At 57.0% G+C, this 14,727-nt stretch carries 14 protein-coding genes; 7 read left to right on the top strand and 7 right to left on the bottom strand.

The features are described from left to right. Nucleotides 1-55: 55 nt before the first annotated feature. From ACSQ13_RS01065 to ACSQ13_RS01040, 6 genes are all read left to right on the top strand, one after another. Nucleotides 56-871, top strand: a complete 816-nt coding sequence (locus tag ACSQ13_RS01065) for a carbon-nitrogen hydrolase family protein (RefSeq protein WP_295513055.1) — start codon at nucleotides 56-58, stop codon at nucleotides 869-871. Beyond that, nucleotides 861-2,525: a flavin monoamine oxidase family protein gene (locus tag ACSQ13_RS01060; RefSeq protein WP_255200229.1), complete on the top strand. Its 1,665-nt coding sequence runs from the start codon at nucleotides 861-863 to the stop codon at nucleotides 2,523-2,525. Before ACSQ13_RS01065 ends, ACSQ13_RS01060 begins: the two co-directional genes overlap by 11 nt. Before the next feature lie 49 nt (nucleotides 2,526-2,574). Then, the gene (locus tag ACSQ13_RS01055; protein ID WP_295513056.1) at nucleotides 2,575-3,270 is read left to right on the top strand and encodes a YoaK family protein; all 696 of its coding nucleotides are present in this window, start codon (nucleotides 2,575-2,577) and stop codon (nucleotides 3,268-3,270) included. Between the two features lie 267 nt (nucleotides 3,271-3,537). Further along, complete coding sequence (locus tag ACSQ13_RS01050; RefSeq protein ID WP_295513103.1) at nucleotides 3,538-3,957, top strand: SDR family NAD(P)-dependent oxidoreductase; 420 nt, start codon at nucleotides 3,538-3,540, stop codon at nucleotides 3,955-3,957. Between the two features lie 117 nt (nucleotides 3,958-4,074). Next, nucleotides 4,075-4,410, top strand: a complete 336-nt coding sequence (locus ACSQ13_RS01045) for a carboxymuconolactone decarboxylase family protein (RefSeq protein ID WP_295513057.1) — start codon at nucleotides 4,075-4,077, stop codon at nucleotides 4,408-4,410. A 371-nt stretch (nucleotides 4,411-4,781) separates the two neighbouring features. Next, nucleotides 4,782-6,044, top strand: coding sequence for an NAD(P)/FAD-dependent oxidoreductase (locus tag ACSQ13_RS01040; protein WP_295513058.1), 1,263 nt, complete (start codon nucleotides 4,782-4,784; stop codon nucleotides 6,042-6,044). Between the two features lie 12 nt (nucleotides 6,045-6,056). On the opposite strand, the gene ACSQ13_RS01035 is transcribed toward ACSQ13_RS01040, so the two are convergent. Further along, nucleotides 6,057-6,902 carry a fumarylacetoacetate hydrolase family protein gene (locus tag ACSQ13_RS01035; protein ID WP_295513060.1) on the bottom strand — a complete coding sequence of 282 codons (846 nt, stop codon included), beginning with the start codon at nucleotides 6,900-6,902 and terminating at the stop codon, nucleotides 6,057-6,059. Between the two features lie 309 nt (nucleotides 6,903-7,211). On the opposite strand from ACSQ13_RS01035, the gene ACSQ13_RS01030 reads away from it, so the two are divergent. Then, complete coding sequence (locus tag ACSQ13_RS01030) at nucleotides 7,212-7,781, top strand: helix-turn-helix transcriptional regulator (protein ID WP_295513061.1); 570 nt, start codon at nucleotides 7,212-7,214, stop codon at nucleotides 7,779-7,781. Nucleotides 7,782-7,827: 46 nt separating this feature from the next. Here ACSQ13_RS01030 and ACSQ13_RS01025 read toward each other — a convergent pair whose 3' ends face one another. Genes ACSQ13_RS01025 through ACSQ13_RS01000 form a run of 6 tightly spaced genes read right to left on the bottom strand, consistent with a single transcriptional unit; the run spans nucleotide 7,828 to nucleotide 14,693 of the window. After that, complete coding sequence (locus tag ACSQ13_RS01025; RefSeq protein WP_295513062.1) at nucleotides 7,828-9,582, bottom strand: pilus assembly protein TadG-related protein; 1,755 nt, start codon at nucleotides 9,580-9,582, stop codon at nucleotides 7,828-7,830. After that, nucleotides 9,572-9,979, bottom strand: a complete 408-nt coding sequence (locus ACSQ13_RS01020; protein WP_295513063.1) for a TadE/TadG family type IV pilus assembly protein — start codon at nucleotides 9,977-9,979, stop codon at nucleotides 9,572-9,574. The genes ACSQ13_RS01025 and ACSQ13_RS01020 overlap by 11 nt, the downstream gene beginning before the upstream one ends. Nucleotides 9,980-9,984: 5 nt before the next feature. Then, nucleotides 9,985-10,956: a type II secretion system F family protein gene (locus ACSQ13_RS01015; protein WP_295513065.1), complete on the bottom strand. Its 972-nt coding sequence runs from the start codon at nucleotides 10,954-10,956 to the stop codon at nucleotides 9,985-9,987. Continuing rightward, nucleotides 10,949-11,887, bottom strand: coding sequence for a type II secretion system F family protein (locus tag ACSQ13_RS01010; RefSeq protein WP_295513067.1), 939 nt, complete (start codon nucleotides 11,885-11,887; stop codon nucleotides 10,949-10,951). The genes ACSQ13_RS01015 and ACSQ13_RS01010 overlap by 8 nt, the downstream gene beginning before the upstream one ends. Then, nucleotides 11,884-13,485 carry a CpaF family protein gene (locus ACSQ13_RS01005; protein WP_295513068.1) on the bottom strand — a complete coding sequence of 534 codons (1,602 nt, stop codon included), beginning with the start codon at nucleotides 13,483-13,485 and terminating at the stop codon, nucleotides 11,884-11,886. The genes ACSQ13_RS01010 and ACSQ13_RS01005 overlap by 4 nt, the downstream gene beginning before the upstream one ends. Further along, a complete protein-coding gene (locus ACSQ13_RS01000; protein WP_176250891.1) occupies nucleotides 13,482-14,693 on the bottom strand; it encodes an AAA family ATPase in 1,212 nt (403 codons plus the stop codon). Before ACSQ13_RS01000 ends, ACSQ13_RS01005 begins: the two co-directional genes overlap by 4 nt. Nucleotides 14,694-14,727 lie beyond the last annotated feature (34 nt).

Genomic DNA, 14,727 nt, shown 5'->3' with positions numbered 1-14,727 from the left:
GGTCTCATTGTAAACTCAGCCTTGTCGGGCTCGACCTCCAAACACGGAAACCACAATGCGTATCGCCCTTTTGCAAATCCCACCGGTTGCCAATGGCAGCCGCGAAGCCTTGATCGAGTTGGAATCTGCCGCCAAGGCAGCGGCCGGGCAGGGTGCCGACATCTTGATTACACCAGAGATGTTCCTGACTGGCTATAACATAGGGATCGACAAAATTAGGCTCTGCGCGGAACCCCTCACCGGGGGCATGATGCAGGATGCAGGGGAAATCGCGCGACAGCACGGCATCGCGCTGGTGACCGGCTTTGCCGAACGCAGCGGCGACGCGATATTTAACACGGCGGTATTTATAGAACCGTCTGGCAAGCCAAGCGCACATTACCGCAAGACGCACCTATATGGTGACGTTGATAAAACCCAATTTGCACCCGGAGATCAGCTTTGCCGCCCGTTTCCCTACAAAGGTTGGACCATCGCCCTGACGATTTGCTATGATATCGAATTTCCCGAAGTGGCGCGTCATCTGGCGATAGGCGGGGCGGATCTGATCCTTGTCCCGACAGCAAATATGAAACCCTATGACAGCGTAGCAACGCGGCTCGTCCCGGCCAGAGCACAGGAAAACACCGTATACGTCGCATACGCCAATTATATCGGCAGCGAACCGCCCTTTGACTATTGTGGTCAATCCTGCCTGTGTGGCCCGGATGGCGAGGATATTGCGCGTGCAGGGACCGAGGCGGCAATCCTCTATGGGGATGTCTCAAAGCAGGAGTTGGCCAGCCTTCGCCAAACGGCGACCCATCTGGCCGATATCCAAGCGAACCTCTACCAACTCCGCGGGAAAGAAACGTCAGAAAATGAGCAGTAAACCGATGGCCCCCCATACCAACTTTGGCCCCGACTTCACCTTTGCCTACGACGACTGGATCACCCATCCAGATGGGCTGGGCACGGTTCCGCAGGGCCGACATGGCACGACCGTCGCCATTATCGGTGCGGGTGCTGCTGGGCTTATTGCCGGATATGAGTTAATGAAGATGGGGCTCAAGCCGGTTTTCTATGAGATTGGTGAATTTGGAGGGCGATTACGCTCGCGGGAATTTGCAGGTGCCGAAGGGGTTATCGCGGAACTGGGAGGCATGCGCTTTCCTGTCTCCTCTGCAGGGTTCTATCATTATATCGAAAAGCTCGGCATCGAGAGCCAGCCGTTCCCCAATCCACTGACAAAGGCAGCAGGCTCGACGGTGATCGACCTGCTAGGCGAGACGTATTACGCCGAAACGGCGAGCGACCTTCCGAGTGTTTTCCGCGATGTTGCACAGGCCTATGATCAGGCACTGGAGGAAGGTGCGCAGTTTAGTGATCTCAAGGCGGCCATCCGGGCAAGAGACGCAAAACGCATTAAAGAGATATGGAATCCAATCGTCCGTGCCTGGGACGAAAAATCATTCTATGATTTCATCGCCTCCTCCAGCTCCTTTCAAAAACTGGAATTCCGGCATCGTGAAATTTTCGGGCAGGTTGGTTTTGGGACCGGCGGTTGGGATTCTGATTTTTCCAACACCATGCTTGAAATTTTGCGGGTCAATGTTTGCGAACTGGACGATGATCAGCGCTTTATGGTTGGCGGCGTGCAGCAAATGCCGCGCAAGCTCTGGACCCATGCTCCGGAGAAACTGCAACACTGGCCAGAGGGGACAACCCTTTCGCAGCTCAATAGCGGAGCACCGCGATCCGGTGTCGTGCGGATTTCGCGACAGGCGGATGGGGCGTTCAATCTGGTTGATCAATGGGGGCGCGAAGACACATTTGGTTCAGTTATTGTCACATGCCAGACCCATCTTTTGACCACTGCGATCGACACGGATGAACAAATATTTGACCAATCGCTTTGGATGGCGTTGGATCGGACCCGCTACATGCAATCCTCCAAAACATTCGTGATGGTCGACCGCCCCTTCTGGAAAGACAAACACCCCCATACCGGACGCGATGTCATGTCCATGACGCTCACCGACAGGATGACGCGCGGCACATATTTCTTTGACAATGGTCCTGACAAACCGTCGGTGATTTGCCTATCCTATTCTTGGATGACAGACGCATTGAAAATGCTGCCTCTGCCAATCGAAAAGCGGGTCTCGCTCGCACTGTCTACCTTGGCCAAAATTTATCCGGACGTCGATATCGCCAGCCACATCCTGGGTGAACCCATCACCGTGAGCTGGGAAGATGACCCGAATTTCCTAGGGGCCTTCAAAGGCGCACTGCCAGGGCACTACCGCTATAATCACCGCATGTATTCGCACTTCATGCAAGCCGAGATGCCCCCAGAACAACGCGGGATTTTCCTGGCTGGCGATGGCATCAGCTGGACGCCGGCGTGGGTCGAAGGGGCCGTGCAGACCGGTTTGAACGCGGTTTGGGGCGTTATGAACCACTTTGGTGGTCAAAGCCCAAAAACCAATCCCGGCCCGGGCGAACGCTATGCAGAGTTTGGCCCCGTGGAACTGCCTGACTAAGGAAACTGGGTCTGGGCCATCCCTCAAGACCTAATTATTGGGAAGTATAATGCTCATCAAAGTAGGCGATGCCCGCACCTCAAATATTGATTTGGTTCTGGCGGGCTTACTTTCTTCGGTTGCCGGTGCGCTGAACGCCGTCGGTTTCCTTATCGCCGGATCGTTCACGGCAAACATGACAGGGAATATCTCGGCATTTGCTGACCACATCGCTAATGGCGCGATCCCGGTTGCGTTTTCCTTCTTGGGGCTGGTCGTTGCCTTTATCTGGGGGGCAGGCATGGGGGCCCTTGCTATTCAAGCCGGCGAACGTCGACAGCTCCGCTCGGTCTACGCTTTGGCAATCGCCGCCGAGGCCACCCTTCTTCTGCTGGTTGGTGCCGCCCTTACAATGTCATCGACCACAGAACACGAGACATTTCTGGTCATTGTCCTCAGCTTTGTCATGGGTCTTCAAAACGCTGTGACCACGATGATTTCGCGGGCGCGGGTCCGCACTACCCATGTGTCGGGAATGGCCACTGACATTGGAATAGAGCTGGCAGCGTTGGTCGGGGGTGAAAAATCGCGGCAAGAGGCCGCGCCAAAGCTCCGGCTACACAGTTTGACCCTCGCCTGTTTTGCCATGGGTGGTTTCAGCGGTGCGCTATTGTTTCAGATTGTCGGGAGCTGGCTTTTTATAATCGCCGCAATTCTTTTGCTGATCATAGCAGTGCCGGAAGCCCTTAGAGCTCACAGTTCCTGAGCGCCTAGCAATAACCACCGTTTTTGGAAGGCTGTCGAAAGGGGCCGTTTGGGCAGCCGCAGCGAACGGCCGTAATCCGGCCTCAGTCAAACGCGCCGCAGCAGGAAATATTGTGCCCCGATGCAGTTGCCACAAGCGGAGCGCCGTAAAAATCTAGGCCCAATCGATATCGTGGTGAACAATGCAGGTATGGTACAAGTGGGTCGTGATGAACCATCGGCCCCGTTGAAGGACACCAGTGATGCCGATTGATATTACGGCCTTGATATCAATCTCAGCAGTGCCTTTTTAGTGACCCGCGCCGTTCTGCCCGGCATGGTGGCGCGAAACTATGGGCGGATCGTGCAGATGTCTTCGGTAACGGGACCGGTGGCTGGCATTGCAGGAAGCGGGGTCTACGCAGCAGCCAAGGCTGGGTTGCTGGGATTAACGCGTGTACTTGCGATTGAGGCTGGCCCGCATAACGTAACTGTAAACTGTATCGGACCTGGTTGGATCGAAACGGATTCCAGCAGCCCGCTTGAATTAGTTGCCGGAAAATACACACCTGTTGGACGCTCGGGAAAGCCTGACGAAGTTGGTCATGTTGCTGTCTTTCTGGCAAGTGAAGAGGCCAGCTATGTCACCGGACAACTGATTGTGGTTGATGCTGGAAACACCATTCAGGAGTATAAAGTTCAGACATAGGGCCGCAAAGGCACGCGTGGCTGTTTCAAGCTAAGTCCTTTTTTTGACTTGGATCAAAGAGCACTTTGAAAATACCAGATAGCAAGGCCACAGATTTTACCTTAGTGAGAATAATCAATGACTTGGAAAGACAAACTCAGCGAAACCCGCAACGGGCTGCGCAATTTAAATGGCGCGATCCCAGATACAACCCTTGCATTCAACGCAATGGGCAAAACCGTGAAGAAAAGCGGTGCGCTGGATTTCAAGACCAAGGAATTTGTCGCACTGGGTATTTCCATTGGCATCCGATGCGAGCCATGTATCTCGTTGCATGTCGAAGCATTGGTCAAGGCGGGTGCCACACGCGAGGAACTTGGTGACGTGCTGGCAATGTCGATCCAGATGGGTGGCGGTCCGGCCATGATGTATGCAGCAAAAGCGCTTGAATGCTACGATGAGTTGGCAGGCTGAGTTTTTGGCACAGTCAAAAGAAAACCTTTGAGGTGGGCAGCGCGAAAAAATAGCGCCGCGGAATGAAAAAACGCAGCCCCCTTCAACACTTCAATAACGCCCCCTGAGATCACCCACCTTGCCATGATGATCTATGTGTGGTCCCGACTTTCAGTAGATTCGTCATAGAACCCCGTTATGGGGGGCCTTAGAGTGGGCGATAAACCCGAGCGGTGCGGGCGTCCCATGCGTCATTGCACTGACCACCTGCGGGTTTATGCGCCTTGCGTCGGGCAGCATCTGGCGATGGCTGTTGTGCCGATTGCTCATGGTGCCGAAATCCCGCATGCTCCGCAAAACTAGCGTCCGCATACATGAATGAGGCGACCAATATGCCCGTGCCACAGAATGACTATGATCTGATTGTCGTCGGCGCTGGTATCGTTGGCATGTCCACGGCACTTTGGGCGCAAAAGGAGGGGCTGAACGTCCTGATCTGCGACCCCAACCCACCGGGGTCAGGCACGACCTATGGCTCTGCCTGTACCATCGCGACCTATGCCTGCATCCCGGTCAACAACCCGTCGATCTTTACCTCGCTGCCGCATCTGCTGACGAGCCGCGAAAGCCCGCTTAGCTTCAACCTTTGGCACGGGCTGAAAAACCCGCGCTGGATGCTGTCATTCCTGAACAATTGCCGCGCGGCCAATGTGCGCCACATCACTCAGGCGCTTGGACAAATCCTTGCTTGCGCGGATGGCGGGCTTGACCCCCTGATTGCCGAAGCAAAGGCCGAAGATCTGATCGTCAGCAATGATTGCCTTTATGTGTGGTCGAGCCGTTCCGGCTATGAAAGCGCGGAGGACAGTAACGCAATGCGGCGCGCGCAAGGCGTTGAATTTGATGAGCTGTCGCCAGATGAAGTACGCCAGCTGGAGCCGAATTTGCAGATTCCAATTCACCGCGGCCTGCAATTCAAAGGCGCGCGGCACATAACCGACCCCCAAGAATTGGTTGCCCGGATGCAAAGGCGCTTTGAGGCGCTTGGCGGGAAATACCTGCCGCAGGGTGTTGTCCGGTGCCAACCGGATGACACAGGCGTCACGGCCTACACGGGGGATGGCACGGAAATCCGCGCGGGCCATCTGGCGTTGACAGCCGGTGCGCGATCGGGCCAGATCAAGGGCACCGGCGCTGAAAACCTGCCCTTGGGTACGGAGCGCGGCTATCATATCCTTTACCGTAATCACGGTGGCCAGGTTTCGCGCCCTGTTGGATGGGCCGAGGCGGGGTTTTATGCGACGCCAATGGCGCATGGGCTGCGCATTGCAGGAACAGTTGAGATCAACAACATCGACGCGGCACCCAACGCGAAAAGCATCGCCTATCTGCAACGCAAATCGCACGAAATGTTCGGCCAGCTTGGCAACCCCGACGACACATGGCTGGGCCATCGCCCGACCATGCCGGATGCGCTTCCGGTGATCGGGCCATCTAGCGCCTCAAGCCGTGTCATCCTTGCCTTTGGGCACCAACATATCGGCCTGACGCTGGGGGGTGTGACCGGCAAGATTGTCACCGAACTGGCAAGGGGGCAGGTGCCCCAATGCGACATCAGCAACTTTGCCCCCCAGCGGTTTGGTCGACAGGGTTAGACTGTCAGGTGTTCAGGCGTCTTCGCCCACATTCTGGCGCTGTTTGCCCAGACCCTGGATCGACAGTTCCATCACGTCACCTTTTTTCAGGTAAACCGGTTCCGGCTTCATGCCCATGCCAACGCCGGGCGGGGTGCCGGTGGTGATAACATCGCCAGGGTGCAGGGTCATCAATCCGCTAAGGTGTTCGATAATCTCGGCCACCGAGAAAATCATCGTGCTGGTGTTGCCCGTCTGCATACGTTTTCCGTTTACATCCAATGACATATCAAGCGCTTGGGGGTCTGGCACCTCGTCTCGGGTTACCAGCCACGGGCCGGTCGGGCCAAAGGTGTCGCAGCTTTTGCCCTTGGTCCATTGCCCGGTCAGCTGGGTCTGGAAAAACCGCTCGCTGACGTCATTGATCACGCAATAGCCGGCGACATACTCCAGCGCGTCCTCTTTCGAGGCGTATTTCGCCTTCTTGCCAATCACGACACCCAGTTCGACTTCCCAATCTGTGTGGGTCGAACCGCGAGGCATGATCACATCATCATTTGGCCCAACGATGGCAGAGTTGGCTTTGAAAAACAAAATCGGATGTTTAGGGATATCGGCACCGGTTTCGGCGGCGTGATCCGAATAATTCAGGCCAATGCACAAAAACTTGCCGATGTTGCCGACGCAGGGCCCCAACCGTGGCGCACCCTCCACCTTTGGAAGCGATGCCGGATCAATGGCGCGCAGCTTATCAAGGGTCGCATCATCAAGAACAGCGCCTGTGATATCCGGTATGACGCCCGACAAATCCCGCAGGGTATCGCCATCCATCAGGCCCGGTTTCTCCGCGCCTGTTTCGCCATATCTTACCAATTTCATATCGTTCCCCCAAATTGTTGCGCTCTGTCACGCGGTGCTTTTGGCAATGTTCCTGAAATCATTGGGGCCGTCCAGCGCGTTCAAACCATGATGCCCGAAAAACGCGCAATTGCTTGCCCGAACAGGAAAAATTGGCACCACTCAAGTTTACGTTGTGACATTTAGTGCATATAGCGTTGATAAACGCTGGTGATGCGCGGTACCAACTGACCACGCATATTTATGAAAATGCATATAAATTCATAAGGCCTGAAAATTGCCTCATTTTCATGAATTTAGCGAAGGATAAACGTCGTTAGGAGCAGGTGGATGACGAAGATTTGGATGATGGCGGTGCTCTTGGTGACTGCGGTTGCAGCGCTAAAGACCTTTGTGGTGTATAAATTTGCTCTTTCCGGGACAACCTTCGACTTTGCGACAGTGGCCGCATTATTCGCTGTTTTCTTCGCGCTTACGGCGGCTGTGGCCTATGTCAGTTTTACGCAATTGCGGGCCTATCTGGAACGTCAGCGCAAGGGCAAACTGACGCCCGGCGCAGGAAAAACCGCCGCCAAAGAAACCGTCATTCTAAGTTATGCCCCGGAATGGGGCCTGTCGCAGTCCGAAGCGGATGTCGCCATTTTCGTCGCCAAAGGCTTTTCCAACAGCGAAATCGCCGAAATGCGCGGCTGTGCAATTGCGACTGTAAAATCGCAACTTAGCCGGATCTACAACAAGTCAGGGCTGGATTCCCGATACCAGCTGATCGCCTTTGTCACGGACGAAGTCGTCGCGGTTGCCAATGAGCCGGAGCATTTTAAGAAGCGGATCAAGACCAAAGACAGGCTGCCCCTTGCCGGTCGAAACAAAACTTCTGCTGCTGAAACCGCCGCTTCGTAACCGGTTCTTTTCAGCCCTATGCCGACACATCCTTCGACCGGCCAGATTACCGCGCAAGGCGGATGGGTTCGCAATAATGCCCGATAAGGGTGAGTTCACCAGCCCCCAGTTCCAGCCCGGCCGCCGCAAGCGTTGCGTCCAGTATCGCATCCAGCGGGCCGACCATTTCCGCCAATAACGCCCCGGGCAACGCGTTCAGCAAACCCGATAGAATGGGTTCGGCCAGACCTGTTATCAGCCCTTCCTGGCCCGGTTTCAGCCGGAATTCGGTTGTGTCGGTCGACAGCAGGCTGGTCACCCCCGCAGACAGCAGGTTTGCCGACCCAAAGCTTTTGCGCGTGACGCCCTCGCGAATATCGCCACGGGTGAACGTAACCTGATCGCTATTTGATGACCCAAGTCCAACATGCGACCGCGCCTGAATGATCACGCCGGGGATCACGATGTCGGGCAGGATTGGCAGATCAACCACAATCGTCACCTCCAACAAATCCGCAAAGGCCAGATCAGCTGGGTTCACCAGCCCCGCGGCACCGGACAACTCCCCTAGGTAAAGTGCTGCGATGGATGTGCCGTTGTCAGCGTGTAGCGGGGTCGCATCGGTAGAAAACCGCGCAGCGACATCCGACGCGCCACCACCGCAGCCGATCTTTTCCAGTGACGCCACCGCCCCTGCCAATTCGGTATAGAGCGGCAACCTGATTTTGGTCACCTGCACGCCAGCGCCAAGGTTCGGCAGCAGATCAGGTTCTGCGACAACGACGGTTTTCAGACGCATGGCCGTGCGTCGCAATTGCGCGCCCTCTTCACCAAACCCGTACCACTCGGATTGCGCAGCGGGTTCCTTGCCGATCATGCTGGAATCGACCGCCAAAACCCCCGGAACATTTATATCGGCGTCCAGACGCGCAGGCGCACCATCCGCAAGGGAATAGATCACATCAATCGCTGCAATATCGGTGCCGGATAGAAAATCGGTGACGGTCAGACCCAGTTCCGTATCAATGCCACCGATCAGAGACGCCACAGAGAAACGCGCGCCGTCAACGGACCCCGCCAAACCGTTCAACCCGCTGGCCAGACCTGCGGGCAACACTGTCTGAAGCGCGGCAATCAGATCAGCGGTCGAGGTGGTGGCATTCAGGATGTCTGCCGGATTGCGCGTATCAACACCGGCCAGCTTGCCCAAGGTTTCCAGCAGCGATCCAAGGTTGATGGATGTAACGGCCAGCACCGCGATGTCACCGGCATTGATCTCGGCCGATACGCCATATTCATTTTTCAAGGTATCGTTCAGGGCAGCAACATTCAGGCGCAAAACATGGCTGTCCAAGGCAAAGCTGGCCGCGGCAGTGCGTGTGGCGAGCGCCGTGCGGTTCAGCATGACGTGGTCTACCTTGCTGAAAATACGCGCGAAATGCAGGGCACCGGCATCTTTCAACACAACACGCACGGCGTTCACCGCCGCGTCCCCTTCGGGCAGCGGGGCAAAGCGGTCTTGCGGCGCAATCGCCGGATTTCGCAAATACCGCCCGGTCTCGAAGGTCTTGATCGCGTCAGCAGCACCTGCGTTGCGGGCCACGGTGTGTTGCGCCCGCATATGGGCGTCATCGCGGTTGCCCATCGCGCTTACGGCTGTCAGATCAACGACCGCCTGCAAATGGGCGCGATCCCGATACAGCGATGCCACATCGACGCCCAAAGCGACAAAACCGATCAACACCGTCAACATCAGCGACACGATGATCGCAACGGCACCGTCTTGGGCCTTGGCAAAATCTGTCAGCGGATCAATAGGCAAGATACGCGCTCCCCTTGATGTCGCTGATCCCCAGATGCAGAAACCCGTTGGCCAAATCCAGCAGGGTACCTTCGACGGAATAGGTCACCTCGACTGTGATCCCTTCGGGGCTGGTACCGTCAAAAGTGAGCTTGGGCGTCATCGCTGTTTGTTGCAGCAAGGGATAATGGCTGCCCGCTTGCGACAGATAGGTGTTTGCAAGGCTTGCACGTTCTTCCTGATCCAGCCCGGTCACGGATGCGCGCGCCGCACTTGCCGCAAGCTGGTGCACCGAATGGGTGATCCCCATGAAATAGCCAATCGAAATGACGCCCAAAAGCAGGGCGAACAACAGCGGGGCAATCAGTACAAATTCAACCGCGACAACGCCGGATTGATCACGCCAGAAACGGGTCATTTTGATCATCCTCCTGCAATGATATTGTCAAAAACGCTCAGGACGGCGGGGCCGATCAGCACGACAAAAACCGCCGGCATAATGCAGAAAATCAGCGGCAGCGTCATAATCACTGGCAACCGCGCTGCCGTTTCCTCTAGCGCCATCATCCGGTTGGCGCGCTGTTCGTTGATCAAGGTGCGCATGGCCCGTGAAAACGGCGTGCCATAGGTGTCGGACTGATCCAGCGTCTGGGTGAATACGCCGATTTCGGGCAGGGGCACACGGATATTCAGCTTGTGATACGCGCCGCGCCGGTCATTGGTCATGCGCATTTCAGACACCATTTGCAGGATCTCCTGCGCGAGTTCAGAACTGGTCGATGCCAGCTCGACGGCCACCCTTTGCATCGCGGGCTGCGGGCCAAGCCCTGCCTCGGATGAAATCACCAACAGTTCCAGCATGTCCGGAAACCCACGGCGGATACGGGCAAGCCGCGTCGAACGCAGATGACTGACGACCATGTCGATGCCCTTTGACAGACCCAAGGCGGCAGCGATCACCGTCGCAACCGGTATCATCATGTCCATACCGATTTCCGTGGTGGTAAAGACCCAAGCCATCCCCAAGATCATCGCAGCCAGTGGCAAGACAGTTTTCAAAAACGCATAGATCAGCAAGGCGTCACGGCTGCGAAACCCTGCCGATGACAGTTCAGCCGCCGTATCGCGCGATTCACCGCCCAATATGACCGACATGCGCTCTCCGATCAGGCCGACAATCCGGCGTAGCTGTTTGCCAGCATGGGCCAGGCTGCCGCTTTGCCGTGTTTTGTCATGGGTGGCACGGGAAGGTCCCGTGCCTTTGGCCCGCATCAAGCGCGCGGCGATCAGGTTGCGCTGCCGTTCAAACTGCAACAGCGCGGCACAGCCCAACATAGTCAGAACAATCCCCCCAAGCGCCAGCCAGAATATCGGTTGAAGCACCCCCTCAGACATCCAGCTTGCCCATCCGCGCCATGATGAAAACGCCCAGAGTTATGCTGCCAAGCGCGATCAGCGAAATCATCCGGCCGCGCGGATCCGCATAAAGCGGCTCCAGATACGCGCCGTTCAACACCGCAATCGCCAAGGTCACCGCGAAAGGCAACAGCGCAAGGATCAGCGCACTTGCCCGCGCTTCCGACGACAGGGCACGCGCCTTTTTACGCAGTTTGCGGCGCTCGCGCAGCTGGTTGGCAAGGCCCTCCATCGTTTCGATCAGGTTGCCGCCGGTTTCCGCCTGCAGCGATGTCGCGACGGAAAAAAACGACACCTCGGCCGTCGGAATGCGCAATTCCAGACGCGCCAGACTGTCGGGCAAAGTCGTACCCATGGTAATTTCATCATGACAGCGCGAGAATTCATATTGGATCGGACCTTTGGCATTGGCCACAACGATCGACAGGGAATCCGACACCGGCCGCCCGGCCCGCAGCCCCCGTGCGAAAACATCCAGCGCTTCGGGCAAATCGGCGGTAAACGCCGCGCGGTACCGGTTTCTTGCTATGCGCAAAACCAGCACAGCCCCCCCGACAGGAAGCAAGATCGCCAAGGGCAAAGCCGTTAACGGATGAAGCCCACCAAGAATGACGCCCAGCCCGTAAATACCGATGGCCGCCAAGAACACCTGTATGAAAATTTCGTTCACACTGCTGCGCAAGCTGGTCTTGGCCAGCTCTTGTTCGATCCGGCCCACCAAGCCGAATTTCCGATGCTTATCCAAGACACCCCGCTGAGGTTTCTCAAGCCGCACCGCCGTATCGGGGCGCACCCGCTTTAGCCGCGCCAAATGCCAGCGGCGCTGGCGATCGCTGCGCACAAGCAAGCCAAGCGCCAGACCCGCAAACACGACAAATGCCGCAGCGGTCACGATCAGGGTCAATGTCATGCGGTCAGCCCCAAGATACCATCAAGGTCATCCGCGACACCGTAGTCAGCCGCTTTGACCGCAAATTTCGGACGGAAACCGGAATACAGAAATTCGCCCTTCACATGGGTACGGGTGCTGCTTGCGTCGGCGTGAAACGTGAACAATTCTTGCAGCGTCACCGTATCCCCCTCAAGGCCAGCAATCTCAGAGATCGACGTCACCCGCCTTTTGCCGTCCCGCATCCGCGACACCTGAACAACCAGATGCACCGCGTCGGCCAATTGCCGGCGCACCACACCGCCACCGGGGGCAAAGCCTGCCAGTGCCGCCATGCTTTCCACACGGGTCAATGCTTCGCGCGGGGAATTGGCGTGCAGCGTGCTCATCGACCCGTCGTGCCCGGTGTTCATCGCCTGCAACAAATCCAGCACTTCGTCGCCCCGGACTTCGCCGATGATGATCCGGTCGGGGCGCATCCGCAGCGCATTGCGCACCAGCGTCCGCATCGTCACCTCGCCCGTGCCTTCGACATTGGGGGGGCGCGTTTCGAAACGCACGACATGCGGCTGCTGAAACCGCAATTCGGCGGCATCTTCGATGGTCACCAGCCGTTCGCCCGCCGGAATAAACTGCGACATCGCGTTCATGAGGGTCGTCTTGCCCGACCCCGTGCCACCAGAAACAAGAATGTTGAGCCGCAGATACGCAGCCAGCCCCAGAAACGCGGCCATCTGTGCAGTCAGACTGCCGCCGTCAACCAATGCGTCCAACGTCACAGGGTTGGCGGGAAACTTGCGAATGGTGATGGTCGGGCCATCAATGGCCAAAGGGGGCACTGCCACGTTCACGCGGCTGCCGTCTTTCAAGCGCGCATCGACCATCGGCTGGCTTTCATCAATGCGCCGTCCCACGGCTGCAACGATCCGGCTGGCCACGGCAAACACATGGGCGTTGTCGCGAAACCGGACGCCAGTCAGCTCAAGCTTGCCTTTGCGTTCGACATAAACCTGCTTGGGACCGTTCACCATTATGTCGGTGATATTCTCGTCCGCCAGCAAGGCCTCCAGCGGGCCAAGACCCAGCATATCCGCCAGGACTGCTGTCACCAAAGCCGACACTTCGCGCCCGTTCAGATGCATTTTGCGATCTTCGGACAGGGCCCGTATCGACCCATGGATCAGCTTTTCCTGCTCGGCGCGGGGCTGGCCGACAAGATCGGAAAAATCGAGGATTTCAGACAGCGCCTGCACAACCTCATTGGCCAGATTCATCATGTCACTTGATGTTTCGGCAATCACCTGACCCGTTTCTTTTGCAGGTTCAGCGGCGGGCTTTTCACGCGATTTGGCGGCTTCGGCTGGTTTGAAATCAACCACATTGGCAACAGGCGCAGGCGCGTCCTGACCCAATTCCGCCTGCAATGCGCGCGTCGCATCAGCCAGTGCCTTGCGCTGGCGCGTCAATGACCAGGCTGTCTGCGCGTTCTCCACCACATAGGACACGGCCACGTTTGCGCGTTCGGATGCGGATAAACCTTCGGCGTCAATCTGTCTGGCGATCAAAAGAACCGATGATAAATCATCAGGGTCATGGGTGGACGTTGAATGGATACTCATCTGAAAATCTTGCTAATAATAGAACCGGACCTGTGCCCGCTATCCTTTTTGCGCGGCGCAACAGCCGCATCCCAGATCGTGGCAACACCCTTGGCATAGGCCCCTCGGGGCTGCATTTCGATCAACGGGTGCCCTGCCCGCTGGGCTTTTGCCATGGGGGCATCACACCGGGGCAAAGTAGCCACGATCGGAATCCCGATCGTCTTTTCGATATCCTTTTTGGACAATCCTGCGTCATGGCGCAATTCTGACAGCACCGGCAGGATGTTCACGTCAGGATCGTGACTGTTGATCCGCCCGATCAAACGACTTGCCGCATTCACACCCGAAAATCCGGCGGGGATCACCAGAACAATCGCGCTCAGATGTTGGGTCAGATCGGCACTTTGGATCAAAACAGTGCGCGGCAGATCGGTTATCAACGCGTCAAATTCTTCCCTTAAGGGGGGGAACAGCCAGGGCAGACCTTTTCGGTAGGCCTGAACATCCTGACCGGCACGAATTTGCTGCGAATACAGCGACAGCTGATCCGTAATATGCTCCATCGTGGCTGTCATGAATGTGCTGTCCAGACGATCTGGTGCCCGAAGCGCATCAAACAGCCCAACGGTTTCGTCACGGTCCAGATCAATGGCTTGGGACCCGAATTGAAGATCGGCATCCAGCAGGGCGGTCCGGAGGTTCGGGCCTTTGGCGTTCGCCGCATAATAGGCCAGGTTTTGCGCCAGAATACTAGCGCCGACCCCGCCATTACTGCCCGTGATCGCGACCGAAGGTGCCTTGGTCACCGGCAGGGGAAGTTCAACAACAACTGATGGCTCGGGTGTATTGCGCTGCACGCTCAGAATTTCCTGCGCGCTGACAGGAAAGCTAAAGTATTCAGCCGCCCCCGCCTTGAGCAAGGCGCGATAGGTGCCGATGTCCGTCTGCGCCCCGATCACCACAACCAACGCGCCGGATCTGGCGATCTCGGTGACACATTCGCAGGCCATTTCAACCGGGATATTTCCGATCTCGGTCAGAACGATTTGGGCCTGTGCCGTGCCCGAACACAACCGCGCAGCACCCGATAATCCCCCGCCATGCAGCGCCGCGCTTTCACTGCCGCTCAACTCAAGCGCCGAACGCGCGACATCGGCACCTTTGTCCGTGCAGACATAGGCGACAAGTTGCGCGGTATCGCGATTGGTGACAGCGTCAAATGGCATGGGGTTCATCCTTGTTGGGTGCATTGGGCACGGA

This window comes from Sulfitobacter sp. SH22, from assembly GCF_965641905.1.
Lineage (GTDB): Bacteria > Pseudomonadota > Alphaproteobacteria > Rhodobacterales > Rhodobacteraceae > Sulfitobacter.
Note: the sequence above shows the minus strand (reverse complement) of the source record. Positions and strands in the feature narration are given on the sequence as shown.

Coding starts and splice junctions, on each gene's coding strand:
- ACSQ13_RS01010 (WP_295513067.1), bottom strand. CDS start 11,887: ATGACATTGACCCTGATCGTGACCGCTGCGGCATTTGTCGTGTTTGCG.
- ACSQ13_RS01020 (WP_295513063.1), bottom strand. CDS start 9,979: ATGACCCGTTTCTGGCGTGATCAATCCGGCGTTGTCGCGGTTGAATTT.
- ACSQ13_RS01060 (WP_255200229.1), top strand. CDS start 861: ATGAGCAGTAAACCGATGGCCCCCCATACCAACTTTGGCCCCGACTTC.
- ACSQ13_RS01000 (WP_176250891.1), bottom strand. CDS start 14,693: ATGCCATTTGACGCTGTCACCAATCGCGATACCGCGCAACTTGTCGCC.
- ACSQ13_RS01065 (WP_295513055.1), top strand. CDS start 56: ATGCGTATCGCCCTTTTGCAAATCCCACCGGTTGCCAATGGCAGCCGC.
- ACSQ13_RS01055 (WP_295513056.1), top strand. CDS start 2,575: ATGCTCATCAAAGTAGGCGATGCCCGCACCTCAAATATTGATTTGGTT.
- ACSQ13_RS01030 (WP_295513061.1), top strand. CDS start 7,212: ATGACGAAGATTTGGATGATGGCGGTGCTCTTGGTGACTGCGGTTGCA.
- ACSQ13_RS01045 (WP_295513057.1), top strand. CDS start 4,075: ATGACTTGGAAAGACAAACTCAGCGAAACCCGCAACGGGCTGCGCAAT.
- ACSQ13_RS01005 (WP_295513068.1), bottom strand. CDS start 13,485: ATGAGTATCCATTCAACGTCCACCCATGACCCTGATGATTTATCATCG.
- ACSQ13_RS01035 (WP_295513060.1), bottom strand. CDS start 6,902: ATGAAATTGGTAAGATATGGCGAAACAGGCGCGGAGAAACCGGGCCTG.
- ACSQ13_RS01040 (WP_295513058.1), top strand. CDS start 4,782: ATGCCCGTGCCACAGAATGACTATGATCTGATTGTCGTCGGCGCTGGT.
- ACSQ13_RS01015 (WP_295513065.1), bottom strand. CDS start 10,956: ATGTCTGAGGGGGTGCTTCAACCGATATTCTGGCTGGCGCTTGGGGGG.